The organism is Pseudomonas sp. HMSC067G02, assembly GCF_001813485.1.
Taxonomy (GTDB): domain Bacteria; phylum Pseudomonadota; class Gammaproteobacteria; order Pseudomonadales; family Pseudomonadaceae; genus Pseudomonas; species Pseudomonas aeruginosa.
Window position 1 is genome coordinate 72,382 of the sequence record NZ_KV812640.1, and the last position, 24,769, is coordinate 97,150.

Sequence of the window (24,769 nt, forward strand, 5' to 3'; positions counted from 1 at the left end):
GCCGCCTATCCGTGACGTCGGCGGCGGATAACGCCTATGGCGTCATTCGCCCTGCGCCAGGCGGAACGGCTCGCGACCGAGATGCTCGCGCAGCGACTCGATGAACGCCCTGACCCGCACCGGCATGTAGCGCGCCGAGGGATATAGGGCGTAGATGCCGCCCTGCGGCAGGTGCCAGCCGGGCAGCAGCCGGACCAGCCGTCCGCGGGCGATCTCGCGGGCGACCAGGAAGCTCGGCAGCACGCTGACGCCGGCACCGTCGAGCACCAGGCGGTACACCGCCAGGGTGTTGTTCGCCAGCAGGCGCCCTCGGGTCTGCACCGTGGCGCGCTCGCGCTGGCGTTCGAAGGTCCAGGTCCAGGGCGTGCTCAGGCGGGTATGGCCGATCCATTCGCAGCGCGCCAGGTCGTGCGGCTGGAGCACCGGCGACAAGCCGGCGAGGTATCCCGGCGTCGCCACGGCAACCTGCTGGAAGTCGCACAGCTTGCTGGCATGCAGGCCGGAATCGCGCGGCCAGCCGATACGCACCGCGAGGTCGATGCGCTGGCCGACCAGATCGCTGAACTGGTCGTCGGCCAGCATTTCCACCTGGACCTTGGGAAACTGCCGGATGAACGCCGCGGAAACGCTGCTGATGTGCCATTTGACGAAATCCTGCGGCGCGGTGATGCGCAACCGGCCGCTGGGCTCGCCCTGCAGGTCGCGCACATCGGAGAGCGCGCCGTCCAGCTCGCCGAGCATGCGCTGGGCCACGCCGAACAGCAGTTCGCCGCGATCGGTAAGGGTCATGCGACGGGTGGTACGGGTCAGCAACTGGATCCCGAGGTCGGCCTCCAGGCGTCGCAACTGCTCGCTGAGTAGCGATTTCGACAAGCCCAGGGCCTCCGCCGCGGCGGTGAAGCTGTTGTGTTCGGCGACGGCGACGAAGGCATACAAGTGATTCAGGTTCAGATGATTCAATCGCTCCAGGGCGGCGCTCATCCTGTCATTCCTTAGCCGGGAAGTGGGTCCGGACGGGTCTTGTCGAAAAAATCCTGCTGCGACGGAACGGCGGCATTCGACAGGACCCGCAACGATCGGTGAGCGTGATGACGCGACCGGGCGGTCAGGTCGTCGTTAAAGACCGCCAGGCGCGCATAAGTTTCAGCGCGCCACCTTCGTTTTCCGATAAGTGAGAACTGCTTCAGACGGTCGGCCGGGTGCTTTCATGTCAGCGAGCCCCGCCTGATTGATCGCTTTCTACCGACAAACCACTCTTAAAGTAGTTTCTCAAGTATTGGACAAACTTCCTTTTTATTTATGGAGATACGGCACATTCATCCCATTCGACATTAATAATCGAAAGCCATCATGCGAAACGATTATTCGTTTTTCATGAACAGCCTTCTGGCTGTCATGCCTGGCCGACCCTCGGTAGGCGTTTTTTTCCGTTGACGGGCATCGGCCTTCTGGTATTTTCTGAAACCGGTTTCAGCTCCTGGCATCCGCTGGCGAAGACCAGCCGGACACACCAATAAGAACAGCACCAAGAGGTACCAGGTCCGTGAATGGTTCAGTACTGCCCAGCCGTGGCCGCGTCACCATCAACCAGGTGGCCGAGGCCGCCGGCGTCTCCAAGGCCAGCGTGTCGCGCTATATCGGCGGCGACCGCCAGTTGCTCGCCGATGCCACCGCCCGGCGCATCGAGCGCGCCATCGACCAGCTCGACTACCGCCCCAACCAGATGGCCCGAGGCCTCAAGCGCGGGCGCACACGGTTGATCGGAATGCTGGTGGCGGACATCCTCAACCCCTACTCCGTGGCCGTCATGCATGGCGTGGAAACCGCCTGCCGCGAACACGGCTACAGCCTGGTGGTGTGCAATACCGACCGCGACGACGAGCAGGAACGTCATCACCTGGCCGCCCTGCAGTCCTACAACGTCGAAGGACTGATCGTGAACACCCTCGGCCACCATCCCGGCGAACTGCGCGCCCTGCACCGCGAACTGCCGATGGTGCTGGTGGACCGCCAGTTGGCCGAGCTGGATACCGACCTGGTCGGCCTGGACAACGCCGACGCCGTCGAACAGGCCCTGGACCACCTTCAACAACGCGGCTTCCGCGACATCCTGCTGGTCACCGAACCGCTCGACGGCACCAGCTCGCGGATCGAGCGGGTCCAGGCCTTCAATGCCTCCATCGGCCGGCGACCGGCGCTCAAGGGTCAGGTCCTGCAGACCGACGACTTCTTCCGCGACGGCCTGCGCGCCTTCCTTTCGGCCAGCGGCCCCGGGCCGAAGGCGCTGTTCACCTGCAACGGCGTCGCCACCCTCTGCGCCACCCGCCAACTGCGCGACCTCGGCTGCCGGCTGTTCGACGAGGTCGGCCTGCTGGCCCTGGACGAACTCGACTGGTACCCGCTGGTGGGCAGCGGCATCACCGCCCTCGCCCAACCCACCGACGAAATCGGCCGCACCGCCTTCGAGCGCCTTCTGGCGCGACTCGAAGGCGACCGCGAGCCGGCGCGCCGGGTGACCTTCCCGGCGCAACTGATCGTTCGCGGCTCGACCCATCCACGCGGCTAGCGGCCTGCCGCCGGCGCGTTGCCGGCGGCTTTCGCACGGCCTGAAATGAAACCGGTTTCAGAGGATCGCCAATGTCCCTTCACCCTGTCTCCATCAGTCTTTCCAGCTACGGCGCGGACCTCGTTCGCAGTCGCGGCCAGGCCAGCTTCCTGCCCCTGCTGGGGATGGCCGGCGCGCAACGCGTGGAACTGCGCGAGGAACTCTTCGCCGGCCCGCCGGATACCGAAGCGCTGACCGCCGCCATCCAGTTGCAGGGGCTGGAGTGCGTGTTCTCCTCACCCCTCGAGCTGTGGCGCGAAGACGGCCAGTTGAACCCCGAGCTGGAGCCGACCCTGCGCCGCGCCGAAGCTTGCGGGGCCGGCTGGCTCAAGGTCTCGCTCGGTCATCTGCCGGAACAGCCCGACCTCGCCGCCCTCGCCCGGCGCCTGGCGCGCCACGGCTTGCAACTGCTGGTGGAGAACGACCAGACGCCCCAGGGTGGCCGGATCGAGGTGCTGGAACGCTTCTTCCGCCTCGCCGAGCGCCAGCAACTGGACCTGGCGATGACCTTCGACATCGGCAACTGGCGCTGGCAGGAGCAGGCGGTGGACGATGCCGCCCTGCGCCTGGGCCGCTACGTCGGCTACGTGCACTGCAAGGCGGTGATCCGCAACCGCGACGGCAAGCTGGTCGCGGTGCCGCCGTCGGCCGCCGACCTGCAGTACTGGCAGCGTCTGTTGCAGCATTTTCCGGAAGGCGTGGCGCGGGCCATCGAATACCCGCTGCAGGGCGACGACCTGCTCAGTCTCAGCCGCCGGCACATCGCCGCCCTCGCCCGCCTCGGCCATCCCCAGGAGGAACGCCAGCATGGCTGACTTCGAGATCCTCTGCTTCGGCGAGACCATGGCCATGTTCGTCGCTGAACAGCCCGGCGAACTGGACCGTGTCGAGCAGTTCGGCAAGCGCATCGCCGGCGCCGACAGCAACGTCGCCATCGGCCTCGCCCGCCTCGGCTTCGCGGTGGCCTGGCTGAGCCGGGTCGGCGACGACTCGCTCGGCCGTTTCGTACTCGACAGCCTGACCCGCGAGGGTCTCGACTGCCGCTTCGTCGAGGTCGACGCGCAAGCGCCCACCGGGTTCCAGATGAAGTCCCGCGAGGTCGATGGCGCCGACCCGCGGGTCGAGTACTTCCGCCGCGGCTCGGCGGCCAGCCGGCTGGGCCTCGCCCATATCCGCGAAGAAATGCTCGGCGCCCGCCACCTGCACGCCACCGGCATTCCGCCGGCACTCTCGGCGAGTGCCTGCGAACTGTCCCACGAACTGATGCGGCGCATGCGCGGCAAGGGCGCCAGCCTGTCCTTCGATCCCAACCTGCGGCCCTCGCTGTGGCCCAGCGAGCGCCGCATGATCGCCGAGATCAACGCCCTCGCCGCGCATGCCCACTGGGTCCTGCCGGGCCTGGAGGAAGGCCGCCTGCTCAGCGGCTGGCAGGAACCCGCGGATATCGCCGCGTTCTACCTGGACATGGGCGTCGACGCGGTGGCGATCAAGCTCGGCCCGAGCGGCGCCTACTATCGCGATGCCCACGGCGAAGGGCTGGTCCCCGGCGTGCCGGTGGCGACCGTGGTGGACACCGTGGGCGCCGGCGACGGCTTCGCGGTCGGGGTGGTCAGCGCGCTGCTGGAAGGCCTGCCGCTGCCCGACGCGGTGGCGCGCGGCAACTGGATCGGCAGCCGCGCGGTACAGGTCCGCGGCGACATGGAGGGGCTGCCGAAACGCAGCCAACTGCTCGACCGCGAGCGCCGCAAGAGCGCCTGAACCCGCCGCCCACGCGGCACCTGTTGCGACAAGAACAAGACAAGCTCAGGAGATACCCGACCATGACCATGCCTCGCCTCGCCAGCAGCCGCTGGTGGTACATCATGCCGATCGTTTTCGTCACCTACAGCCTGGCCTACCTGGACCGCGCCAACTACGGCTTCGCCGCCGCCTCCGGGATGGCCGACGACCTGCGGATCACCCCTGGGCTGTCCTCGCTGCTGGGCGCGCTGTTCTTCCTCGGTTACTTCTTCTTCCAGGTGCCGGGGGCGATCTACGCGGAAAAGCGCAGCGTCAAGAAGCTGATCTTCGTCAGCCTGATCCTCTGGGGCGGGCTGGCCACCCTGACCGGGATGGTCGCCAACGTCTACCTGCTGATCGGCATCCGCTTCCTCCTCGGCGTGGTCGAGGCGGCGGTGATGCCAGCGATGCTGGTCTACCTCTGCCACTGGTTCACCCGCGCCGAGCGCTCGCGGGCGAACACCTTCCTGATCCTCGGCAACCCGGTGACCATCCTCTGGATGTCGGTGGTCTCCGGCTACCTGGTGGAGCATTTCAGCTGGCGCTGGATGTTCATCATCGAAGGCCTGCCGGCGGTGATCTGGGCCTTCATCTGGTGGCGCCTGGTGGATGACCGCCCGCACCAGGCCGCCTGGCTCGGCGCCGAGGAAAAACGCGCCCTGGAAGACGCCCTGGCCGCCGAGCAGCAGGGCATCAAGCCGGTGAAGAACTACCGCGAGGCGTTCCGTTCGCCAAAGGTCATCGTCCTCTCGCTGCAGTATTTCTGCTGGAGCATCGGCGTCTACGGCTTCGTCCTCTGGTTGCCGTCGATCCTCAAGCACGGCGCCAACATCGACATCATCGAAGCCGGCTGGCTGTCGGCGCTGCCCTACCTGGCGGCGGTGATCGCCATGCTCGGGGTGTCCTGGGCCTCGGACCGGTTGCAGAAACGCAAGCGTTTCGTCTGGCCGCCGCTGCTCATCGCGTCCATCGCCTTCTACGGTTCCTACGCCCTCGGCAGCGAGCACTTCTGGCTGTCCTACGCCCTGCTGGTGCTGGCCGGGGCCTGCATGTACGCGCCCTACGGACCGTTCTTCGCCATCGTCCCGGAAGTCCTCCCGGCCAACGTCGCCGGCGGCGCCATGGCGCTGATCAACAGCATGGGCGCGCTGGGCTCGTTCTCCGGCTCCTGGCTGGTCGGCTACCTGAACGGCATCACCGGCGGGCCCGGGGCTTCCTATCTGTTCATGAGCGGAGCGCTGCTGCTGTCGGTGCTGCTCACCGTGTTCCTCAACCCGCACGCCGACAAGCGCGAGCCCGATGCCGCTCGCGCGCACGCCTCGCGGCGGGCGGCGCCGGCCCACCCCTGACCGACTCCGGAGCATCCGATGAAGAAAGTGGTTCTCTACAAACGTCTCTCCGCGCCCCTGATGGAACGCCTGCGCGAACGGGTCGAGGTGCTCCTGGTCGAGGAGCCCGGCCGCGACGGCCTGGCCCGCCTGCGCGACGCCCTGCCCGAGGCCCACGGCCTGCTCGGCGCCAGCCTGCGCCTGGACGCCGGACTGCTCGACCTGGCACCGCGACTGGAAGCCATCGCCAGCGTCTCGGTGGGCGTCGACAACTATGACATCGACTACCTCGACCGCCGCGGCATCCTCCTCAGCAATACCCCCGACGTGCTCACCGAGACCACCGCCGACACCGGCTTCGCGCTGATCCTGGCGACAGCCCGGCGGGTAGTGGAACTGGCCGGCTGGGTGCGCGCCGGGGAATGGAAGAAGAGCGTCGGCGCCGCCCAGTTCGGTACCGACGTGCATGGCAAGACCCTCGGTATCGTCGGCATGGGCCGCATCGGCGAGGCCCTGGCCCGGCGCGGGCACCACGGCTTCGGCATGCGCGTGCTGTACCACAGCCATAGCCCGAAGCCCCACGTCGAAGAACGTTACGCAGCGAGCTACCGCTCCCTCGACGCGCTGCTCGAGGAATCCGACTTCGTCTGCCTGACCCTGCCGCTGACCGCCGCCACCGAAGGCCTGATCGGTGCCGCGCAGTTCGCCCGGATGCGCCCGCAGGCGATCTTCATCAACATCTCCCGTGGCCGGGTGATCGACGAGGCGGCCCTGATCGAGGCCCTGGCCCAGCGGCGGATCCGCGCCGCCGGCCTCGACGTGTTCGAGCGCGAGCCGCTGTCTCCCGACTCGCCGCTGCTGCGCCTGCCGAACGTGGTGGCCACCCCGCACATCGGCTCGGCCACCGAGGAAACCCGCGAAGCCATGGCCCGCTGCGCGGTAGACAACCTGCTGGCCGCCCTCGCCGGCGAGCGGCCGCTGAACCTGGTCAATCCTTCGGCCTGGGCGCGACGGCGAGGCGCCTGAAGGCCGCGCCGGGCCGACGCCCGGCGCGCCGTTCTGCTTCACTTGCCGGTATTGGCCCGCCTGGCTCCTTGCTGAAACGTTTTTTCAACGTGACACATGAACTTATAATTAGCCTGCTAATCATTATCAGAAAGACGAAACCGTGATGATCCAGAGAGGACCCCACCATGCCCGATGACAAGGCCGTCAACGGCCGCCGCGACTTCCTGCGCAAGACCCTGACCGTGATCCCGGCGGTGACCCTGGCCGGCTATGGCGTCGGCCATGCCATGCAGACGCCCGCCGCCGAGCAGGACAAACCCCGCGAACGCTACCAGCCTCGCTTCTTCACCAACACCGAATGGGCTTTCGTCAACGCCGCGGTGGCGCGACTGATCCCCAGCGACGACAACGGCCCCGGCGCCATCGAGGCCGGGGTGCCGGAGTTCATCGACCGACAGATGGAAACCCCCTACGGGCACGGCGCACTCTGGTACATGCAGGGGCCGTTCGTCACCGACGCCGCGCCGGAGTTCGGCCATCAGTTGAAGCTGGTGCCACGCGACATCTACCGGGTCGGCATCGCCGCCCTGGAACGCTGGAGCAAGGCCAACCAGGGCAAGCCGTTCGCCGAGCTGGAGCCGTCGGCGCAGGACGACATCCTGCAACGCCTGGAAGCCGGCCAGATCGACCTGCAGGACCTGCCGGCCAAGCTGCTCTTCGGCCAGTTGCTGCAAAACACCCACGAAGGCTTCTTCTCCGATCCGCAGCACGGCGGCAATCGCGGCCTGGTGGGCTGGAAGCTGGTCGGTTTCCCCGGCGCCCGCGCCGACTTCATGGACTGGGCCGACCGCGGCGAGAAGTATCCCTTCCCGCCGGTGGCGATTTCCGGCGAGAGGGGCTGAACATGGCGACGACACTCAAACCGGTGGACGCGGTGGTGGTCGGCTTCGGCTGGACCGGAGCGATCCTGGCCAAGGAGCTGACCGAGGCCGGGCTCAACGTGGTGGCGCTGGAGCGCGGCGAGAACCGCGATACCTATCCCGACGGTGCCTACCCCAACACCCTCGACGAGCTGACCTACAACACCCGCGGCAAGCTGTTCCAGAATCTCTCCAAGAGCACCGTGAGCATCCGCCACGGGATCAACGATACCGCGCTGCCCTACCGCCAGCTCTCCGCCTTCCTTCCCGGCGACGGCGTCGGTGGCGCCGGCCTGCACTGGTCCGGCGTGCATTTCCGGATCATGCCCGAGGAACTGCGCTTGCGCAGTCACTATGAGGAACGCTACGGCAAGAAATTCATCCCCGAAGGCATGACCATCCAGGACTACGGGGTCAGCTACGAAGAGCTGGAGCCGCACTTCGATTTCGCCGAGAAGGTCTTCGGCACCTCCGGCACCGCGCATACGGTCAAGGGCCAGGTGGTCGGCAAGGGCAATCCGTTCGCCGCCGACCGCTCGGACGACTTCCCGCTGCCGGCGCTGCGCCAGGTGTACTCCGCGCAACTGTTCCGCAAGGCCGCCGAGGAACTCGGCCTGCACCCCTACGACCTGCCGGCGGCCAACGCTTCGGGGCCCTGGACCAACCCCTACGGGGTGCAGATGGGGCCGTGCAACTTCTGCGGCTTCTGCAGCGGCTACGCTTGCTACATGTATTCCAAGGCCTCGCCGAACCTGAACATCCTGCCGGCGCTGCGCCAGACCCCGCTGTTCGAACTGCGCGCCAACTGCAACGTGCTCAAGGTCAACCTCGACAGCGACGGCAGGCAGGCCACCGGCGTGACCTACGTCGACGCCCAGGGGCGCGAGATCGTGCAGCCGGCGAAGCTGGTGATCATCAGCGCCTTCCAGTTCCACAACGTGCGCCTGCTGCTGCTCTCCGGCATCGGCAAGCCCTACGACCCGCGCACCGGCGAGGGCGTGGTGGGAAAGAACTTCGCCTACCAGAACATGGCCACCATCAAGGCGTTCTTCGACAAGGACGTGCATACCAACCCCTTCGTCGGCACCGGCGGTGGCGGCGTGGCGGTGGACGACTTCAACGCCGACAACTTCGACCACGGACCGCTGGGCTTCGTCGGCGGCTCGCCGATGTGGGTCAACCAGGCCGGCTCCAAGCCGATCGGCGGCCTCGCCGTGCCGCCCGGCACGCCGAGCTGGGGCAGCGGCTGGAAACAGGCGGTCAAGGACGCCTACACGCACACCGTGTCGATGGACGCCCACGGCAGCAACATGACCTACCGCGACAACTACCTCGACCTCGACCCGACCTACAAGGACGCCTACGGCCAGCCACTGCTGCGCATGACCTTCGACTGGAAGGACAACGAGATCCGCATGAGCCGCTACGTCACCGAGCACATGCGCAAGATCGCCGAAGCGATGAACCCGAAGGCCATCTCGGTGAGCGTCAAGAACTTCGGCGACCACTTCAATACACGGGTCTACCAGACCACCCACCTGCTCGGCGGGGCGATCATGGGCAGCGATCCGAAGACCAGCGTGCTCAACCGCTACCTGCAGAGCTGGGACGTGCACAACGTCTTCGTCATGGGCGCCTCGGCCTTCCCCCAGGGCACCGGCTACAACCCCACTGGGCTGGTGGCGGCGCTGGCCTACTGGTCGGCCAAGGCGATCCGCGAGCAATACCTGAAGAACCCCGGTCCGCTGGTGCAGGCATGAGGAGCGCAACGATGAAACCGACAGCCTTCCTCGCCCTCTCCGCCCTCGCCTGCGGCATCGCCCAGGCCGCCGCAGCGCCGGACCCGGCCCTGGTCAGGCAGGGTGAATACCTGGCCCGCGCCGGCGATTGCGTGGCCTGCCACACCGCCAGGGACGGCAAGCCGTTCGCCGGGGGCCTGCCGATGGAAACGCCGATCGGCGCGGTGTACTCGACCAACATCACCCCGGACCGCAAGACCGGCATCGGCGACTACAGCTTCGAGGACTTCGACCGCGCCGTGCGCCACGGCGTGGCCAGATCCGGCGACACCCTCTACCCGGCGATGCCCTACCCGTCCTACGCGCGAGTCAGCCAAGCGGACATGCGCGCCCTCTACGCCTACTTCATGCATGGCGTGGAGCCGGTGGAGCAGCCCAACAAGGCCAGCGACATCCCCTGGCCGCTGTCGATGCGCTGGCCGCTGGCATTCTGGCGCTGGACCTTCGCTCCCGAGGTGAAGGACTTCCAGGCCGCCGCCGGGCAGGACCCGGTGCTGGCGCGCGGCGCCTACCTGGTCGAAGGCCTCGGCCACTGTGGCGCCTGCCATACCCCGCGTGGGCTGGGCATGCAGGAGAAGGCCCTGGCGGCGAGCGATGGCGCGGCCTACCTGTCCGGCAGCGCGCCGCTGGAGAACTGGATCGCCAAGAGCCTGCGCGGCGACCACCGGACCGGACTGGGCAGTTGGAGCGAAGCCGACCTGGTCAGCTTCCTGCGCACCGGCCGCAGCGAGCGCAGCGCGGTGTTCGGCGGCATGTCCGACGTGGTGGTGCACAGCATGCAGTACATGACCGACGCCGACCTCACCGCCATCGCCCGCTACCTCAAGTCGCTGCCGCCGGCGGACCCCTCCGACCAGCCGCACGTCTACGACGAGAGCGTGGCCCAGGCACTGTTCCACGGCGACGACAGCAAGACCGGCGCGGCGCTCTACGTCGACAACTGCGGGGCCTGCCACCGCACCGACGGCAAGGGCTATGCGCGGGTCTTCCCGGCCCTGGCCGGCAACCCGGTGGTGACCGGCAGCGACCCGACCTCCCTGGTGCACATCGTGCTCAAGGGCGGCACCCTGCCGGCCACCCACCAGGCACCGTCGAGCTTCACCATGCCGCCGTTCGGCTGGCGGATGAACGACCAGGAGATCGCCGACGTGGTCAACTTCATCCGCACCAGCTGGGGCAACCAGGCGCCGAGCGTCAGCGTCGACGAGGTCAAGCGCCTGCGCAAGGACACCGGCGCGGCGGCGGTGGGCGACATTCCGCCGCCGGGACCGGCCGCGGCGGATCGCGGCTGAGCGCCAGGCCTCTGGCGAAACGCCATTCCAGCCCCTCTCCCGCTCGCGGGAGAGGGTTGGGGAGCGGGAGCGCGCCGTACCGGGCACGGCCCTCCCCCTTCACTCATCACCCAATCGCACATGCCGCCCCAGCTCGTCGAACAACGCGACCACCGAGCGCAACGCCCGGCAGTCCGGACGGGTCAGCAGCCACAGGGCGCTGGCGCAGCCCTCGAGGTTGGCGTCCATTACCCGCAGGCCGTCGCCGTCGCGTAGCAGGTAGGCAGGGATCGCCGCCAGGCCGAGGCCGGCGCGGGCCATCTCGGCGACCGCCAGCACGCCGTTGCAGCGGTAGGCCGGCAGCACCCCAGGATAGTGTCGACGACGCCAGACCACGCTCGGGTGGTCGGGAAGGAAATCGTCCGGGGCGATCCAGTGCAGCATGGCGGGCTCCGTCGCGTCGCGGCCCTCCAGGTAGCGTTCGCTGGCGCAGAGCACGTAGCGCACCTCGCCGAGGTTGCGCCCGACCAGGTGTTCCGGCGGCGTGCGGGTCATGCGCAGGGCGATGTCGGCGTCGCGCCGGCTGAGGTTGGCAAAGTCGTTGGAGGTCGCCAGCTCCAGTTGCAGGGCCGGATAGCCAGGCATGAAGCGCGCCAGCGCCGGCAGCAGCAGGCCATGCAGGACGGCGTCGGAGCAGGTCAGGCGCACGGTACCGCTGAGCACCTCGCGCTCCAGTTCGAGGCCGATGCGCGCCGCCTCCAGCGCCTGTTCCGCCAGTTCTGCCTGCTGCGCCAGGCGGCGGGCGGTCTGGTTCGCCAGGTAGCCGCTGCGGCTCTTGTCGAACAACGCCTTGCCGAGGTTCTTCTCCAGTCGGCGGATGGCCCGGAAAACCGTCGACACATCGACCCTGAGCAACTCTGCGGCCCGCGCCAGGCTACCGCCGCGAACCAGGGCGAGGACCAGGGCAAGATCGGCATGGTCCAGGCGATATTGCAGCGGTGCATTCATCTTTTGCATTGGCGCCGATATCGAGTGCGGAAACGCAACTATAGAGTGAGCGCCAGGGCCCGCCAACCGGCGTGGCGAAACTGGAGCGAAAACGGATGTCCACCCCTCCCGCGGCGCCGCTGCGCATTGCCCTGGTCGGCGACCACGACCCGCACATCACCGCCCACCGGGCGATTCCCCTGGCCCTGCGCCTGGCCGGCGAGGCACTCGGCCTGGAGATCGCATTCGACTGGCTGGCCAGCGACCGCCTGCCCGCCGAGCCGGCGCTGGAGCGCTATGACGGGTTCTGGTGCGTGCCGGGCAGCCCCTATCGCGACGCCGACGCGGTGCTGCGCCTGATCGCCCATGCCCGGGGCCGGCGCCGGCCGTTCCTCGGTACCTGCGCCGGCTTCCAGCACACGATCCTCGAGTTCGCCCGCAACGCCCTCGGCTGGCAGGCGGCGACCCATGGCGAGGAGCATCCGCACAGCGACCAGGCGGTGATCGCCGCCCTGCCCTGCGCTCTGCTCGAAGCCCGCGAGGAAGTCCGCCTGCTGCGCGGCTCGCGCCTGGCCCTGGCGTATGCCGCCGACTGGATCGAGGCGGACTACCATTGCCGCTACGCAATCGCCCCGCGCTTCGCCGCGGAACTTACCGGCGGCGCACTGCGGGCCAGCGCCTGGAGCGCCGACGGAGCGATCCGCGCGGTGGAGCTGGAACAGCATCCGTTCTTCGTCGCCACCCTGTTCCAACCCGAGCGGGCAGCCCTGGCCGGCGTCCTGCCGCCATTGCCGAAGGCATTCGTCGAGGCGTGCCGGACGCAGCGCCGCGACCGCCCCCGGCGCGGCCCGACACCTTATTACGCAGTGATCTTCAGCTCCCATCGCAGCGCCGTCGACGACGGCTACGCCGAAGCGGCCGAGCGCATGCTGGAACTGGCCAGCCGCCAGCCGGGCTATCTCGGCGTGGAGTCGGTCCGCAGCGCCGACGGTTTCGGCATCACCGTCTCCTACTGGGACAGCGAGGCGGCGATCCGTGCCTGGAGCCGCCACGCGGAGCACCGCGACGCCCAGGCGCGCGGCCGGCGCGACTGGTACGCCGGTTTCAGCGCGCGGATCGCCCGGGTCGAACGCGAATACGCCTTCCCGGCTCAGCCGGACACCGCGCAGTCTCCGGCCTCGTCCTGAGCCAGCACCCGGAAGCAGGCCAGGGCCAGCAGCCAGGCCAGCCAGCCGGCGCCGACCGCGACGAGGAAACCGCTGGCGGCGCCGTAGCCCTCCACCACCCAACCGGCCAGCGCCGAGCCCAGGGCCATGCCGATGCCCAGCCCGGTGATGGCCCAGGTCAGGCCTTCGGTGAGGCGCGCCGGGTCCACCGCGCGCTCGACCAGGCCCATGGCCAGGATCATCGTCGGCGCCACGCTGAAACCGGCCACCAGCACGGTCAGGGCAAGCGCAAGGATGCTCTCCACCCCTAGCAGCGGCATCAGGCTCAGGGCCATCAGCGTAACCATGCAGAGCAGTTGCCGGGAAAGCGCCAGGCGCCAGCGCAGCAGCCCGAACAGCAATCCCGCGAGACATGAGCCGACGGCATAGACCGACAACACCAGGCTTGCCGCAGCCTTGTTGCCGTGCGCCTCGGCGAAGGCCACGCTGACCACTTCCACCGCGCCGAAGATCACCCCGATGGCGGCCAGCACCAGCGCCAGCACGCGTACCGCCGGATAGGCCAGCGCGCTGCCGGCGCGGCGCCGCGGATGGGCATGCAGCGGCGGTTCGGTGCCGCGTTGCAGACTGAACAGGCTCACCCCGGCGACCAGGAACAGCGTCGCCAGCAGCGGCCCCGCCTCGGCGAACCAGCCGACGCTGAGGCTCACCGCCAGCACCGGCCCGATGATGTAGCACACCTCGTCCATCACCGATTCGAAGGAAAACGCCGTGTGCAGCTTCGGCGAGCCCCGGTACAGCTCGGTCCAGCGCGCCCGTACCATGGCCGGCATGCTCGGCATCGCCCCGGCGAGCAAGGCGAACAGGTAGAGCCAGGCATTCGGCGCTCGATAGTGCGTACACAGCAACAGCGCGCTCATCGCCAGGGCGCTGGCCAGCGCGGCCGGGAGCAGCACCCGGCCCTGGCCGAAGCGGTCCACCAGGCGCGATACCTGCGGCGCGAGCAAGGCATTGCAGAACACGAAGGTGGCCGCCACGGTACCGGCCAGCCAGTAGTCGGCATGCACCTGGGAAAGCATGGTGACGATGCCCAGGCCGGTCATCGACAGGGGCATCCGCGCCAGCAGGCCGGCGGCTGAAAAGCCCTTGGCGCCGGGCGCGGCGAACAGTTCGAGATAGGGGTTGCTCATGGAAAGCCTCGGCTGGCCGGCTCCAGCGGAACCGGCGACGACGGGAGAAGACGAAATTCACATACGCTGCGTATGTCAAAAATCATGGAGACATACGCAGCGTATGTCAATTATCCTGAAGCCCCTTCGCCACCCGGAGACCTCGCATGGCCCGCAAGCCTCGCGCCGAGATGATCGAGGAAACCCGCGCCAAGCTGATCGACGCCGCGCGCCGAGCGTTCGCCGACAACGGCTACGCCGGCGCCTCGATGGACGACCTGACCGCCAGCGCCGGCCTCACCCGCGGTGCGCTGTATCACCACTTCGGCGACAAGAAAGGCCTGCTGGCCGCGGTGGTGCAGCAGATCGACGACGAGATGAATCTTCGCCTCGGCGCCATCCTGGCTGCCGGCGAGGACCTCTGGAGCGGCTTCCGTGCCTACAACCGGGCCTACCTGGAAATGGCCCTGGAAGCGGAAATCCAGCGCATCGTCCTGCGCGATGCCCCGGCCATCCTCGGCAGCCCCAGCAGCGAGGCCAGCCAACTGCGCTGCCTAAGCTCGATGACCGGGCAACTGCGCGAACTGATGGACAGCGGGCGCGTCCGCCGCACCGACGCCGAGGCCCTGGCCTGGCTGCTCAACGGCGCGCTGGTGGACGCCGCCCTGCGTATCGCCAACGCCGAACACCCGCCGGAGAGCCTGGCCAGGGCCTGCCAGGCCCTGGACGTGCTGCTCGACGGCCTGCTCATGGAGTGAAAAGCCAATGGACTACCGCATCAGAACCAGCCGCGACGAGGACGCCGCGCTGCTCCCGGCCATCGAGCGCTCAGCCGGGGAAAGCTTCCGCCTGCTGCCCGAGCTGGCCTGGATCGCCGACGCCGGGGTCGCCGGGGTGGACTTCCATCGCCGCCTGATCGAGCGCGGCAGCCACTGGCTGGCGGAAGACGCCGATGGCCAGCCGGTCGGTTTCCTCGCTGCCGAACGCTGCGCCGACGAGTTGCACATCGCCGAGTTGTCCATCGCCCAGGCCCACCAGCAACAGGGCCTGGGCCGCCGCCTGCTGGAGCGCGCGGTGACCTACGCCCACGCCAGCCACTGCCGGGCGCTGACCCTGACGACCTTCTGCGACGTGCCCTGGAACGCGCCGTTCTACGCACGCCTGGGCTTCCAGCGGCTGACCTGGCAGGAAGCCGGCGAGCGCTTGCGCGCGATCCTCGGCCACGAGCAGGAGATCGGCTTCGCCGCCGACAGCCGCTGCGCGATGCGCCTGGTGCTCTAGACGGCGGCAAAGGGCTTGACCGGCGGGTGGCGGGTGACGGTACAGTTGCCAACTGCAACAGGATGTTTCAGCACTGCCCCGGACGGGCTTCCGCTCTCCCTCTTCCCCAGTGTGCCCTTGCATGAGCAGTCAACGCCGAAACTACCGCTTCATCCTTGTCGTCACCCTGTTCGTCCTCGCCTCCCTGGCCGTCTCCGGACGGTTGGTCTATCTCCAGGTCCACGACCACGAATTCCTCGCCGACCAGGGCGACCTTCGCTCGATCCGCGACCTGCCGATCCCGGTCACCCGCGGCATGATCACCGACCGCAACGGCGAGCCGCTGGCGGTATCCACCGAAGTCGCGTCGATCTGGTGCAACCCCAGGGAAATGGCCGCCCACCTCGACGAGGTGCCGCGCCTGGCTGGCGCCCTGCACCGCCCCGCGGCGCCGCTGCTGGCCCAGCTCCAGGCCAACCCGAACAAGCGTTTCCTCTACCTCGAGCGCGGCCTGTCGCCGATCGAGGCCAGCGAGGTGATGGCCCTGGGCATAACGGGGGTACACCAGATCAAGGAATACAAGCGTTTCTACCCCAGTTCCGAGCTGACCGCGCAGTTGATCGGCCTGGTCAACATCGACGGCCGCGGCCAGGAAGGCACCGAACTGGGCTTCAACGACTGGCTGAGCGGCAAGGACGGGGTACGCGAGGTGGCGATCAACCCGCGCGGCTCGCTGGTCAACAGCATCAAGGTGCTGAAGACGCCCAAGGCCAGCCAGGACGTGGCCCTGAGCATCGACCTGCGACTACAGTTCATCGCCTACAAGGCGCTGGAAAAGGCCGTGCTCAAGTTCGGCGCGCACTCCGGCTCGGCGGTCCTGGTGAACCCGAAGAGCGGGCAGATCCTGGCGATGGCCAACTTCCCCTCCTACAACCCGAACAACCGCGCCAGCTTCGCCCCGGCCTTCATGCGCAACCGCACCCTCACCGATACCTTCGAGCCGGGCTCGGTGATCAAGCCGTTCAGCATGTCGGCGGCGCTGGCCTCCGGCAAGTTCGACGAGAACAGTCAAGTCAGCGTGGCACCGGGCTGGATGACCATCGACGGGCACACCATCCACGACGTCGCCCGGCGCGACGTACTGACCATGACCGGAGTGCTGATCAACTCCTCGAACATCGGCATGAGCAAGGTCGCCCTGCAGATCGGACCCAAGCCGATCCTCGAACAGCTCGGCCGGGTCGGTTTCGGCGCGCCGCTGTCGCTGGGCTTCCCCGGCGAGAACCCGGGCTACCTGCCGTTCCACGAGAAATGGTCGAACATCGCCACCGCCAGCATGTCGTTCGGCTACAGCCTGGCGGTGAACACCGCCGAGCTGGCCCAGGCCTACTCGGTGTTCGCCAACGACGGCAAGCTGGTGCCGCTCAGCCTGCTCCGCGACAACCCGCAGAACCAGGTGCGCCAGGCGATGGACCCGCAGATCGCACGGCGCATCCGGGCGATGCTGCAAACCGTGGTGGAAGACCCGAAGGGCGTAGTCCGCGCCCGCGTGCCGGGCTACCACGTGGCGGGCAAGAGCGGCACCGCGCGCAAGGCCTCGGGCCGGGGCTACGCGGACAAGTCCTACCGTTCGCTGTTCGTCGGCATGGCGCCGGCGTCCGACCCGCAACTGGTGCTGGCGGTGATGATCGATTCGCCGACCAGGATCGGCTACTTCGGCGGCCTGGTCTCGGCGCCCACCTTCAGCGACATCATGGCCGGATCGCTACGCGCCCTGGCGATCCCGCCGGACAACCTGCAGGACAGCCCGGCCGTCGCCGACCGCCAGCACCACGGCTGACCGCTGCCTAGCCGTCGTGCTCGCGGCCCTCGGCGTCCAGCCAGTGCGCTCCCGGCCCCTCGGCGGAAAGCTGGTCGCCGGGGTTGCGCAACGGGCAGGCCTGGAGCGACAGGCAGCCGCAACCGATGCAGCCGTCCAGTTGGTCGCGCAACAGCAGCAGCTTGTCGATGCGCTCGGTGAGATCCTCCTTCCACTGCGCCGACAGGCGCGCCCAGTCCGCCGCGCTAGGGCTGCGCCCCGCCGGCAGGGTCTGCAGGGCGCGAGCGATCTCCGCGAGGGGAATGCCGACCCGCTGGGCGACCTTGATCACCACCACCCGGCGTAGCGTCTCGCGACTGAAGCGCCGCTGGTTGCCGGCGTTGCGCTGGCTGCTGATCAGCCCCTTGGTTTCGTAGAAATGCAGGGCGGAGACCGCCACGCCGGCACGCCTGGCCAGTTCGCCGACGCTCAGTTCACGAGATGCGCAGGAATTCTTCATGATTGGCTTGACCTCAAGTTTGCTTGAGGTTTTACCCTGGGCCGGCCCTCGACACAAGTCACCCGGAGTAACCCGCCATGCTCATCCCCTCCTCCTACTGCTGCACCGACGATCAGTGCCCGGCCGCTAGCGAGCGGTCGCCGTGCTACGCGCAACTCATCGATATCGAGGTGGAACCCGCCAGCCAGTTGTCGCTGGCGCTGGAACAGAACGCGCACCTGCAACGCCTGGAACGCTGCTTCAGGAACTGCCCGGGCTACCTGTCCGCCAGCCTGCACCCCAGCGAGGACGGCCAGCACGTGCTGAACTACACCTGCTGGCGTTCACGCGAGGACTGCGAACGCGCCTGGCAGGCCCGGGAGGACGCGCAAGGCCCGCTGAGCGCGGGCGTCTGGCGGCTGGGGGCGAAAAGCGTGCGTTTCGAGACCTTCCTGGTCGACGCCGAGGGCTGCTGAGCCCGCCGGCGCCGACGGCCCGTCTCAGAAGGACTTCTGCAGGGAGGCCATGTCGATCACGAAGCGATACTTCACGTCGCTGGCCAGCATCCGCTCGTAGGCCTGGTTGATCTGCTGGATCTCGATCATCTCGATGTCGCAGGCGATCCCGTGGGCCGCGCAGAAATCCAGCATTTCCTGGGTCTCGGCGATGCCGCCGATGGCCGAGCCGGCGATCGAGCGGCGTCCCATCACCAGTTGCGCACCGTGCACCGCCGGCTCCAGCGGCTCGAGCAGGCCGACCAGTACGAGGGTGCCGTCGCGCTTGAGGGTCGCCAGATAAGGATTGAGGTCATGCTGGTGCGGCACGGTGTCCAGGATCAGGTCGAAGCGTCCGGCGACGGCGGCCATCCGCTGTGGGTCGGTGGAAAGGATCACCTGGTCGGCGCCGAGCCGCCGCGCTTCCTCTTCCTTGCCCGGCGAGCGGGTGAACAGGGCCACCTCGGCACCGAGCGCCCTGGCGAACTTCAGGCCCATGTGACCGAGGCCGCCCAGGCCGACCACCGCCACCCGGCTGCCGGGACCGACCTTCCAGTGACGCAGTGGCGAGTAGGACGTGATCCCGGCGCACAGCAGCGGCGCCGCCGCCTTCGGATCGAGCCCCTGGGGAATGCGCAGGACGAACCTGGCCGAGACCACGATGCGCTCCGAGTAGCCGCCGAAGGTCGGCAGGCCGTCGTGGCGGTCGCGGCCGTTGTAGGTCAGGGTCGGGTATTCCGCGCAATACTGCTCCAGGCCCTCGGAGCAGGCGGTGCAGTGCCGGCAGGAGTCGACCATGCAGCCGACGCCGACCAGTTCGCCGACCGCGAAACCGCTCACCGCCTCGCCGACGCTGGCGACCCGGCCGATGATCTCGTGGCCCGGCACCAGCGGGTACAGGCTGTTGTGCCATTCGTTGCGCGCCTGATGGAGGTCCGAGTGGCAGACGCCGCAGTAGAGGATGTCGATCACCAGGTCGTCGGCGCGCGGCGCGCGGCGTTCGAAGCGATGGGCGGTCAGCGGGGCGCTGGCGGACTGGGCGGCGTAGCCGCGGATCTGTAGGGTCATCGGTGTGTCCTCTTCGCAGGATGGCGGGCCGCGACGGCTTGCTGGCGGCGGTCCGTTCGGGGGGCAATTGTTCGCCGGATGGGCGCCGCCGCAGAATGTCCATTCCTGTCGAAGCCTTGCCCATTCGTGCCGATGTTGCGTGCCGCCACTGCCCAGGCGCGCACGGGGTTGCTACGTTTGCCTCCCCTCCTGGAGAAACAGCCAAGGCATGAGCACTACTTCCACCGACATGGCGTCGCTGATCGCCACCCTGCAAGACGAACCGGGTTTCGACGCCACCCGCATCCCCGGGGTTCGCCTGATGCGCGCCGAACAGGCCTATCCGCGCAGCCCGGTGTTCTATGAGCCGCGCATCTGCATCCTCGCCCAGGGCCAGAAGATCGGTTTCCTCGGCGGCGAAACCTACCGCTACGACGCCGAACGCTACCTGGTGATGTCGGTGCCCCTGCCGTTCGAATGCGAAACCCACGCCTCCGCCGCCGAACCCTTGCTGGGAGTGAGCGTCGACGTGGATATCGGCACCTTGAAGGAACTGCTGCTACAGATGGAAGAGGCTCCCGGCAGCGACGACGACAACGAACTGGCGCCCAGCGCGCCGATGGCTTCGGTACCGCTGGACGCGGGGATGGCCGATGCGGTGATGCGCCTGCTGGGCTGCCTGCAGAGCCCGCTGGACAGCCATATCCTCGGCCCGCAACTGGTCCGCGAGATCATCTTCCGCGCCCTGCGCAGCGAGCAGGGCAACGCCCTGCGTGCGGTGGCCGGCCGGCACAGCGGCTACGGGCGCATGGCCAGGGCCCTGCGGCGCATCCACACCGACTACGCCAGTGCGCTGGACATCGACACCCTGGCTCGCGAGGCGAACATGAGCGTGTCGACCTTCCACCACAACTTCAAGGCGATGACCTTCACCTCGCCCCTCCAGTACCTGAAGAGCGTGCGCCTGTACAAGGCCTGGAGCCTGATGGTGCAGGACGGGCTGAACGCCAGTACCGCCGCCAACCAGGTCGGCTACGAGAGTCCCTCGCAGTTCAGCCGCGAGTTCAAGCGCTACTTCGGGCGCACGCCGAGCGAGGAAGTCCAGGCCGCCCGCCGCTAGCCGGCGGGAGCGGGGGCGCTTGCAATACATACGGATATCCGTATATTCAGCTTTCCATATATCCAGGAAGGCCCAGCGATGCCCAGCCCCGCCGAAGTGTTCAAGTGCCTGGCCGACGAGACGCGTGTTCGCGCCACCCTGCTGATCGTCGACCAGGGCGAACTGTGCGTCTGCGAACTGATGTGCGCCCTCGCCGACAGCCAGCCGAAGATCAGCCGCCACCTGGCCCAGTTGCGCAGTGCCGGGCTGCTCCTCGACCGTCGCCAGGGCCAGTGGGTGTATTACCGCCTGAACCCTGCGCTGCCGGCCTGGATCCACGAAGTCCTGCAAGTGACCCTGCGGGCCAACGGCGACTGGCTGCAAGCCGACGCAGCGCGCCTGCGCGACATGGACGGCCGCCCGCAGCGCGCCTCCGCCTGCTGCCAATAGCGCGAGCCGCCCCATGCTGATCGCCTTCGCCATCTTCCTGTTCACCCTGGTCCTGGTCATCTGGCAGCCCAGGGGCCTCGGCATCGGCTGGAGCGCCAGCATCGGCGCCCTGCTCGCCCTGGCGCTGGGCAGCGTCGCGCCGGGCGACATCCCGACCGTCTGGAACATCGTCTGGAATGCCACCGCCACCTTCATCGCGGTGATCGTCATCAGCCTGCTGCTGGACGAGGCCGGCTTCTTCGAATGGGCCGCGCTGCACGTCGCGCGCTGGGCGGGCGGCGACGGCCGGCGCCTGTTCGCCTTCTGCGTGCTGCTCGGCGCGGCGGTCTCGGCGCTGTTCGCCAACGACGGCGCGGCGCTGATCCTCACGCCCATCGTGATGTCGATGCTGCTGGCCCTGCGCTTCAGCCCGGCGGCGACCCTGGCCTTCGTCATGGCGGCGGGCTTCATCGCCGACAGCGCCAGCCTGCCGCTGGTGGTCTCGAACCTGGTGAACATCGTCTCGGCCGACTACTTCGGGCTCGGCTTCGGCGAGTACGCCGCGGTCATGCTGCCGGTAAACCTGGTGAGCGTCGCGACCTCCCTGCTGGTGCTGTTCCTCTATTTCCGCCGCGACCTGCCGCCGGTCTATGCGCTGGAGCAATTGAAGCCGCCGCGGGCGGCGATCCGCGACCGCGCGACCTTCATCGTCGGCGGCTGGATGCTGCTGGTCCTGCTCGCCGGGCTGTTCGCCCTGGAGCCGCTGGGCGTCCCCGTCAGCGCGGTGGCCGCGACCTGTGCGGCGCTGCTGCTGGCGGTGGCCGGGCGCGGGCGGGTGATCTCGACCCGGCGGGTGCTGCGCGAAGCGCCCTGGCAGATCGTGGTCTTCTCGCTGGGCATGTACCTGGTGGTCTACGGCCTGAAGAACGCCGGTCTCACCGACCTCCTGGCGCAGCTCCTGAACCGCCTGGCCGAGCACGGCGTATGGGCGGCCGCGCTGGGTACCGGACTGCTTTCCGCCGCCCTCTCGTCGGTAATGAACAACATGCCCAGCGTGCTGCTCGGCGCCCTGTCGATCCAGGCCAGCGACACCGCCGGCGCGGTGCGCGAAGCGATGATCTACGCCAACGTCATCGGCTGCGACCTGGGTCCGAAGATCACCCCTATCGGCAGCCTGGCGACGCTCCTCTGGCTGCACGTGCTGGCGCGCAAAGGCATGCGCATCACCTGGGGCTACTACTTCAGGGTCGGCGCCCTGCTGACCCTGCCGGTCCTGCTGGCGACCCTTTCGGCCCTGGCCCTGCGCCTGGCCATCTGACGGCCGCCGGCGACGGCGGCAGGAGCATCCCATGCGAGTCCTGTTCATGTGCACGGCCAACAGTTGCCGCAGCATTCTTTCCGAAGCCATGTTCAACCACCTGGCCCCGCCGGGTTTCGAGGCATGCAGCGCCGGCAGCCAGCCCAGCGGGCGGGTGCATCCGCGCAGCCTGGCGACCCTCGAACAGGCCGGCATCGCCACCCACGGCCTGTACAGCAAGGGCAGCGAAGCCTTCGAAGGCGCACCGCCGGACATCGTCATCACCGTTTGCGACGCCGCCGCGGGGGAAGCCTGCCCGCTGTATCTCGGCGCAGCGCTGAAGGCCCATTGGGGCCTGGCCGATCCCTCCGCCCTGGATGGCGACGAAGCCCTGCGGGATGCGGCGTTCCACGCCACCCTGGCACGCATCGAACAGCGTTGCAGAGCCTTCCTCGGCCTGCCCTTCGCTACCCTGGATCGCGACCAGCTCAAGCGTGAGCTGGAGCGCATCGGCTCGCTCTGACCGGAGGAAGCATGTCCGAACAACTACCCAACCTCGATCCCGCGCTGCTCGGCGACCCGCCCCCCGTCTCCGGGCACAGGCCGCGCATCCTCCTGCTCTACGGCTCGACCCGCGAGCGCTCCTTCAGCCGCCTGCTGGTGCTGGAGGCCGCACGCCTGCTCGAACGCTTCGGCGCCGAAACGCGGATTTTCGACCCTTCCGGGCTGCCATTGCCCGACGATGCACCGCTGGAGCATCCCAAGGTCCGCGAGTTGCGCGACCTGGTGCTGTGGTCGGAAGGCCAGGTCTGGTGCTCGCCCGAACGCCACGGTGCGCTGTCCGCGGTATTCAAGGCGCAGATCGACTGGATTCCCCTGGCACTCGGGGCGGTGCGCCCGACCCAGGGCAAGACCCTGGCGGTGATGCAGGTCTGCGGCGGCTCGCAGTCGTTCAACGTGGTCAACCAGTTGCGCGTGCTGGGTCGCTGGATGCGCATGTTCACCATCCCCAACCAGTCCTCGGTTCCCAAGGCCTACCTGGAGTTCGACGAAGCGGGCCGGATGAAGCCATCGCCCTACTACGACCGGGTGGTCGACGTGATGGAGGAGTTGTTCAAGTTCACCCTGCTCCTGCGCGAGCGCACGGACTTCCTGGTGGACCGCTATTCGGAGCGCAAGGAAAGCGCCGAGCAGCTTTCCGCGCGGGTCGACCAGCGTTCGCTCTGAACCGCGTCCGCCTCACTCGCGCCCCGGCGGATGGCCGAAGCGCGCGCGGTAGGCATGGGTGAAGTTTTCCGGACTGGAGTAACCCAGGCGATAGGCTATCTGCGCGATCTGCCAGCGACCCTCGCGGACCATCTGCCGGCCGATCTCGAGACGCCGGTCGCGGACGTACTGCAACATCGAGCGACCGAACTCGTTCCTGAAGATCCGCCGCAGGGTGGTTTCGCCGACCCCCAGTTGGCGCGCCAGTTCAAGGCTGGCCGGCGGCTCACCGAGGTTCGCCTCCAGCAGGCGGCGCGCTTCGTGGGCCAGGTCGCGCTGGGCGCGTGGGGTGCGCGCGCGACGAAGGTCCGCGCCACCCAGGTAGGCGGCCAGCTCCACCAGCAGGCCCAAGGTCAGGCTCTCTTCGTGCAGGCGTCCGAGGGCGCCGCGGTATGGATTCTGGTAGAGGCGCTCGAACAGGGCGGTGATGGCGCCGCAACGGGACAACTGGGTGAAGCTCGCGCCGTCGCCCTTCAGCCGCGCCAGCGGCCGCAGGGCGCCATCGCCGGTTTCCAGTTCCTCTTCCAGATAGCTGGCGGCGATCCGCAGCCCGCCCAGGCGCACGCGGCTGCCCGCCGGCAGGATATCGAAGGCCTCCATCGGCTCGCCGGTGCCGAGCACCGAAGGACCGCCCAGGTTGTACAGATAAGGCTCGCCGCCGTCGACGCTGTGCCGCCACTGGCCGTCGAACATCTGCACGATGCACAGGCCTTCCGGCAGCACCTTGTGGGTTCGCAGCGGCTCGGTGAAGCTCAGGTCGCAATCGAAATACTGCATCGACGGGCGCACCGTCCGCGCCTGGTAGTGACCGGTGGCGCTGCCGAGCATTTCGCGCGCGTCGAGGATCTGCGACTGGCACAGGGGCGAAGGAGCGTCGAAATAAAGCTCCGTGTCGTGGTAGGGATTCCAGCTTTCCATGGCGTAGGTATCGGTGGGACGCAACCATCTGAACCGGTTCAGGCAGCGGCTTTCCAGGATGGTTCCGTGCGCTGATCGAACCGAACCTGTGGGCGACGACACTTTTCCTGTGAGCGGCGGCCGCCTCGGTTGTTCATGGTCCGAGCCTGTATTAATAGATGCGCCCCTTTTACATCGCGTTGCCAAAGGGGGCGAGAATGATAGCAAAGTGGACTGCGGCGCTGCTGATGGGCGCGCTGGCGTGGGGATCCTGCACGGCGCAAGCCGAAGAGGCGCGGCCGCCAGTCGCCGACAAGGTGGTGGCCTATCAGGGCCAGCAGGGGCTCAAGGTCTGGACCCTGCGTATCGGCGAAGCGGCGGCCGGCGAAGCGCTGTTGCAGGTCGAAGGTCTGGACCACGACTGGGACCGCCTGATCCACAAGGTAAAGGTGGAAAAGAGCGCCAGGGACAGTCGCTACTCCACCGAACTGAACGGCAGCAAGTATGTGATCCTGATCGTGCGCGACGGCTGGGGCGAGCTCTACCTGCCCGGCGAACAGCAGACGCGGCAGGTCGCCTATAGCGAGTCGCTGTCATCCGCAGGCGAGCCCCAGGCATTCCTGACCGACTACCTCGAGCAGAAATAAACGC

25 protein-coding genes are annotated in these 24,769 nt (G+C 68.1%); 19 read left to right on the top strand and 6 right to left on the bottom strand.

Annotated elements, in window-relative coordinates:
- Nucleotides 1-42: 42 nt before the first annotated feature.
- Complete coding sequence (ptxR, locus tag HMPREF2914_RS07580) at nt 43-981, bottom strand: HTH-type transcriptional regulator PtxR (protein ID WP_003124663.1); 939 nt, start codon at nt 979-981, stop codon at nt 43-45.
- A 562-nt stretch (nt 982-1,543) separates the two neighbouring features.
- Here ptxR and ptxS point away from each other — a divergent pair.
- From ptxS to HMPREF2914_RS07620, 8 genes are all read left to right on the top strand, one after another.
- Nucleotides 1,544-2,566: a transcriptional regulator PtxS gene (gene ptxS, locus HMPREF2914_RS07585; protein WP_003089268.1), complete on the top strand. Its 1,023-nt coding sequence runs from the start codon at nt 1,544-1,546 to the stop codon at nt 2,564-2,566.
- A 71-nt stretch (nt 2,567-2,637) separates the two neighbouring features.
- On the top strand, nt 2,638-3,420 hold the full coding sequence (locus HMPREF2914_RS07590) for an apurinic/apyrimidinic endonuclease family protein (protein ID WP_003110742.1): 783 nt from the start codon (nt 2,638-2,640) through the stop codon (nt 3,418-3,420).
- Complete coding sequence (locus HMPREF2914_RS07595) at nt 3,413-4,363, top strand: sugar kinase (RefSeq protein WP_003110743.1); 951 nt, start codon at nt 3,413-3,415, stop codon at nt 4,361-4,363. Before HMPREF2914_RS07590 ends, HMPREF2914_RS07595 begins: the two co-directional genes overlap by 8 nt.
- A gap of 62 nt (nt 4,364-4,425) precedes the next feature.
- Nucleotides 4,426-5,733: an MFS transporter gene (locus HMPREF2914_RS07600; RefSeq protein ID WP_023091797.1), complete on the top strand. Its 1,308-nt coding sequence runs from the start codon at nt 4,426-4,428 to the stop codon at nt 5,731-5,733.
- A gap of 18 nt (nt 5,734-5,751) precedes the next feature.
- Nucleotides 5,752-6,738, top strand: a complete 987-nt coding sequence (locus tag HMPREF2914_RS07605) for a 2-hydroxyacid dehydrogenase (RefSeq protein WP_023091796.1) — start codon at nt 5,752-5,754, stop codon at nt 6,736-6,738.
- A gap of 167 nt (nt 6,739-6,905) precedes the next feature.
- Nucleotides 6,906-7,622 (top strand): gluconate 2-dehydrogenase subunit 3 family protein, encoded by a 717-nt coding sequence (locus tag HMPREF2914_RS07610; protein WP_003110746.1) that lies wholly within the window; start codon nt 6,906-6,908, stop codon nt 7,620-7,622.
- Between the two features lie 2 nt (nt 7,623-7,624).
- Nucleotides 7,625-9,400, top strand: coding sequence for a GMC family oxidoreductase (locus tag HMPREF2914_RS07615; protein WP_003110747.1), 1,776 nt, complete (start codon nt 7,625-7,627; stop codon nt 9,398-9,400).
- Between the two features lie 11 nt (nt 9,401-9,411).
- On the top strand, nt 9,412-10,731 hold the full coding sequence (locus HMPREF2914_RS07620) for a cytochrome c (protein WP_023091795.1): 1,320 nt from the start codon (nt 9,412-9,414) through the stop codon (nt 10,729-10,731).
- A 99-nt stretch (nt 10,732-10,830) separates the two neighbouring features.
- Here HMPREF2914_RS07620 and HMPREF2914_RS07625 read toward each other — a convergent pair whose 3' ends face one another.
- A complete protein-coding gene (locus HMPREF2914_RS07625) occupies nt 10,831-11,727 on the bottom strand; it encodes a LysR family transcriptional regulator (protein ID WP_023091794.1) in 897 nt (298 codons plus the stop codon).
- An 86-nt stretch (nt 11,728-11,813) separates the two neighbouring features.
- Here HMPREF2914_RS07625 and HMPREF2914_RS07630 point away from each other — a divergent pair, with 86 nt between their 5' ends.
- The gene (locus HMPREF2914_RS07630) at nt 11,814-12,884 is read left to right on the top strand and encodes a CTP synthase C-terminal region-related (seleno)protein (protein ID WP_023091793.1); all 1,071 of its coding nucleotides are present in this window, start codon (nt 11,814-11,816) and stop codon (nt 12,882-12,884) included.
- On the opposite strand, the gene HMPREF2914_RS07635 is transcribed toward HMPREF2914_RS07630, so the two are convergent.
- Nucleotides 12,848-14,053 carry an MFS transporter gene (locus tag HMPREF2914_RS07635; RefSeq protein ID WP_003117816.1) on the bottom strand — a complete coding sequence of 402 codons (1,206 nt, stop codon included), beginning with the start codon at nt 14,051-14,053 and terminating at the stop codon, nt 12,848-12,850. The genes HMPREF2914_RS07630 and HMPREF2914_RS07635 overlap by 37 nt on opposite strands.
- Before the next feature lie 146 nt (nt 14,054-14,199).
- Between HMPREF2914_RS07635 and HMPREF2914_RS07640 the strand changes: the two genes are divergently transcribed.
- The 3 genes from HMPREF2914_RS07640 (at nt 14,200) to HMPREF2914_RS07650 (ending at nt 17,132) form a co-directional block, all read left to right on the top strand.
- The gene (locus HMPREF2914_RS07640) at nt 14,200-14,790 is read left to right on the top strand and encodes a TetR/AcrR family transcriptional regulator (protein ID WP_003089292.1); all 591 of its coding nucleotides are present in this window, start codon (nt 14,200-14,202) and stop codon (nt 14,788-14,790) included.
- Between the two features lie 7 nt (nt 14,791-14,797).
- The gene (locus HMPREF2914_RS07645) at nt 14,798-15,313 is read left to right on the top strand and encodes a GNAT family N-acetyltransferase (RefSeq protein WP_003089295.1); all 516 of its coding nucleotides are present in this window, start codon (nt 14,798-14,800) and stop codon (nt 15,311-15,313) included.
- A 121-nt stretch (nt 15,314-15,434) separates the two neighbouring features.
- Nucleotides 15,435-17,132, top strand: a complete 1,698-nt coding sequence (locus HMPREF2914_RS07650; protein WP_003110751.1) for a peptidoglycan D,D-transpeptidase FtsI family protein — start codon at nt 15,435-15,437, stop codon at nt 17,130-17,132.
- 7 nt (nt 17,133-17,139) lie between these two features.
- Here the strand turns inward: HMPREF2914_RS07650 and soxR are convergent, their stop codons facing one another.
- A complete protein-coding gene (soxR, locus tag HMPREF2914_RS07655; RefSeq protein WP_003089301.1) occupies nt 17,140-17,610 on the bottom strand; it encodes a redox-sensitive transcriptional activator SoxR in 471 nt (156 codons plus the stop codon).
- A gap of 77 nt (nt 17,611-17,687) precedes the next feature.
- Here soxR and pumA point away from each other — a divergent pair, with 77 nt between their 5' ends.
- Complete coding sequence (gene pumA, locus HMPREF2914_RS07660; protein WP_003089304.1) at nt 17,688-18,065, top strand: monooxygenase PumA; 378 nt, start codon at nt 17,688-17,690, stop codon at nt 18,063-18,065.
- Nucleotides 18,066-18,089: 24 nt separating this feature from the next.
- Here the strand turns inward: pumA and HMPREF2914_RS07665 are convergent, their stop codons facing one another.
- Entirely contained in the window at nt 18,090-19,151 is a 1,062-nt protein-coding gene (locus HMPREF2914_RS07665; protein WP_023981134.1) for an NAD(P)-dependent alcohol dehydrogenase, read from the bottom strand.
- A 208-nt stretch (nt 19,152-19,359) separates the two neighbouring features.
- Here HMPREF2914_RS07665 and HMPREF2914_RS07670 point away from each other — a divergent pair, with 208 nt between their 5' ends.
- The 5 genes from HMPREF2914_RS07670 (at nt 19,360) to arsH (ending at nt 23,182) form a co-directional block, all read left to right on the top strand.
- A complete protein-coding gene (locus HMPREF2914_RS07670) occupies nt 19,360-20,250 on the top strand; it encodes an AraC family transcriptional regulator (RefSeq protein WP_003113750.1) in 891 nt (296 codons plus the stop codon).
- A 78-nt stretch (nt 20,251-20,328) separates the two neighbouring features.
- A complete protein-coding gene (locus tag HMPREF2914_RS07675) occupies nt 20,329-20,679 on the top strand; it encodes a metalloregulator ArsR/SmtB family transcription factor (protein WP_003089312.1) in 351 nt (116 codons plus the stop codon).
- A 13-nt stretch (nt 20,680-20,692) separates the two neighbouring features.
- Nucleotides 20,693-21,976, top strand: coding sequence for an arsenic transporter (locus HMPREF2914_RS07680; protein ID WP_003124659.1), 1,284 nt, complete (start codon nt 20,693-20,695; stop codon nt 21,974-21,976).
- A 31-nt stretch (nt 21,977-22,007) separates the two neighbouring features.
- A complete protein-coding gene (locus HMPREF2914_RS07685; RefSeq protein ID WP_003112098.1) occupies nt 22,008-22,478 on the top strand; it encodes an arsenate reductase ArsC in 471 nt (156 codons plus the stop codon).
- A gap of 11 nt (nt 22,479-22,489) precedes the next feature.
- A complete protein-coding gene (arsH, locus tag HMPREF2914_RS07690) occupies nt 22,490-23,182 on the top strand; it encodes an arsenical resistance protein ArsH (RefSeq protein WP_023091791.1) in 693 nt (230 codons plus the stop codon).
- A 12-nt stretch (nt 23,183-23,194) separates the two neighbouring features.
- Here the strand turns inward: arsH and HMPREF2914_RS07695 are convergent, their stop codons facing one another.
- Complete coding sequence (locus HMPREF2914_RS07695) at nt 23,195-24,049, bottom strand: helix-turn-helix domain-containing protein (RefSeq protein WP_003139425.1); 855 nt, start codon at nt 24,047-24,049, stop codon at nt 23,195-23,197.
- 287 nt (nt 24,050-24,336) lie between these two features.
- Between HMPREF2914_RS07695 and HMPREF2914_RS07700 the strand changes: the two genes are divergently transcribed.
- Nucleotides 24,337-24,765 carry a hypothetical protein gene (locus HMPREF2914_RS07700; protein WP_003089323.1) on the top strand — a complete coding sequence of 143 codons (429 nt, stop codon included), beginning with the start codon at nt 24,337-24,339 and terminating at the stop codon, nt 24,763-24,765.
- Nucleotides 24,766-24,769: the final 4 nt, after the last annotated feature.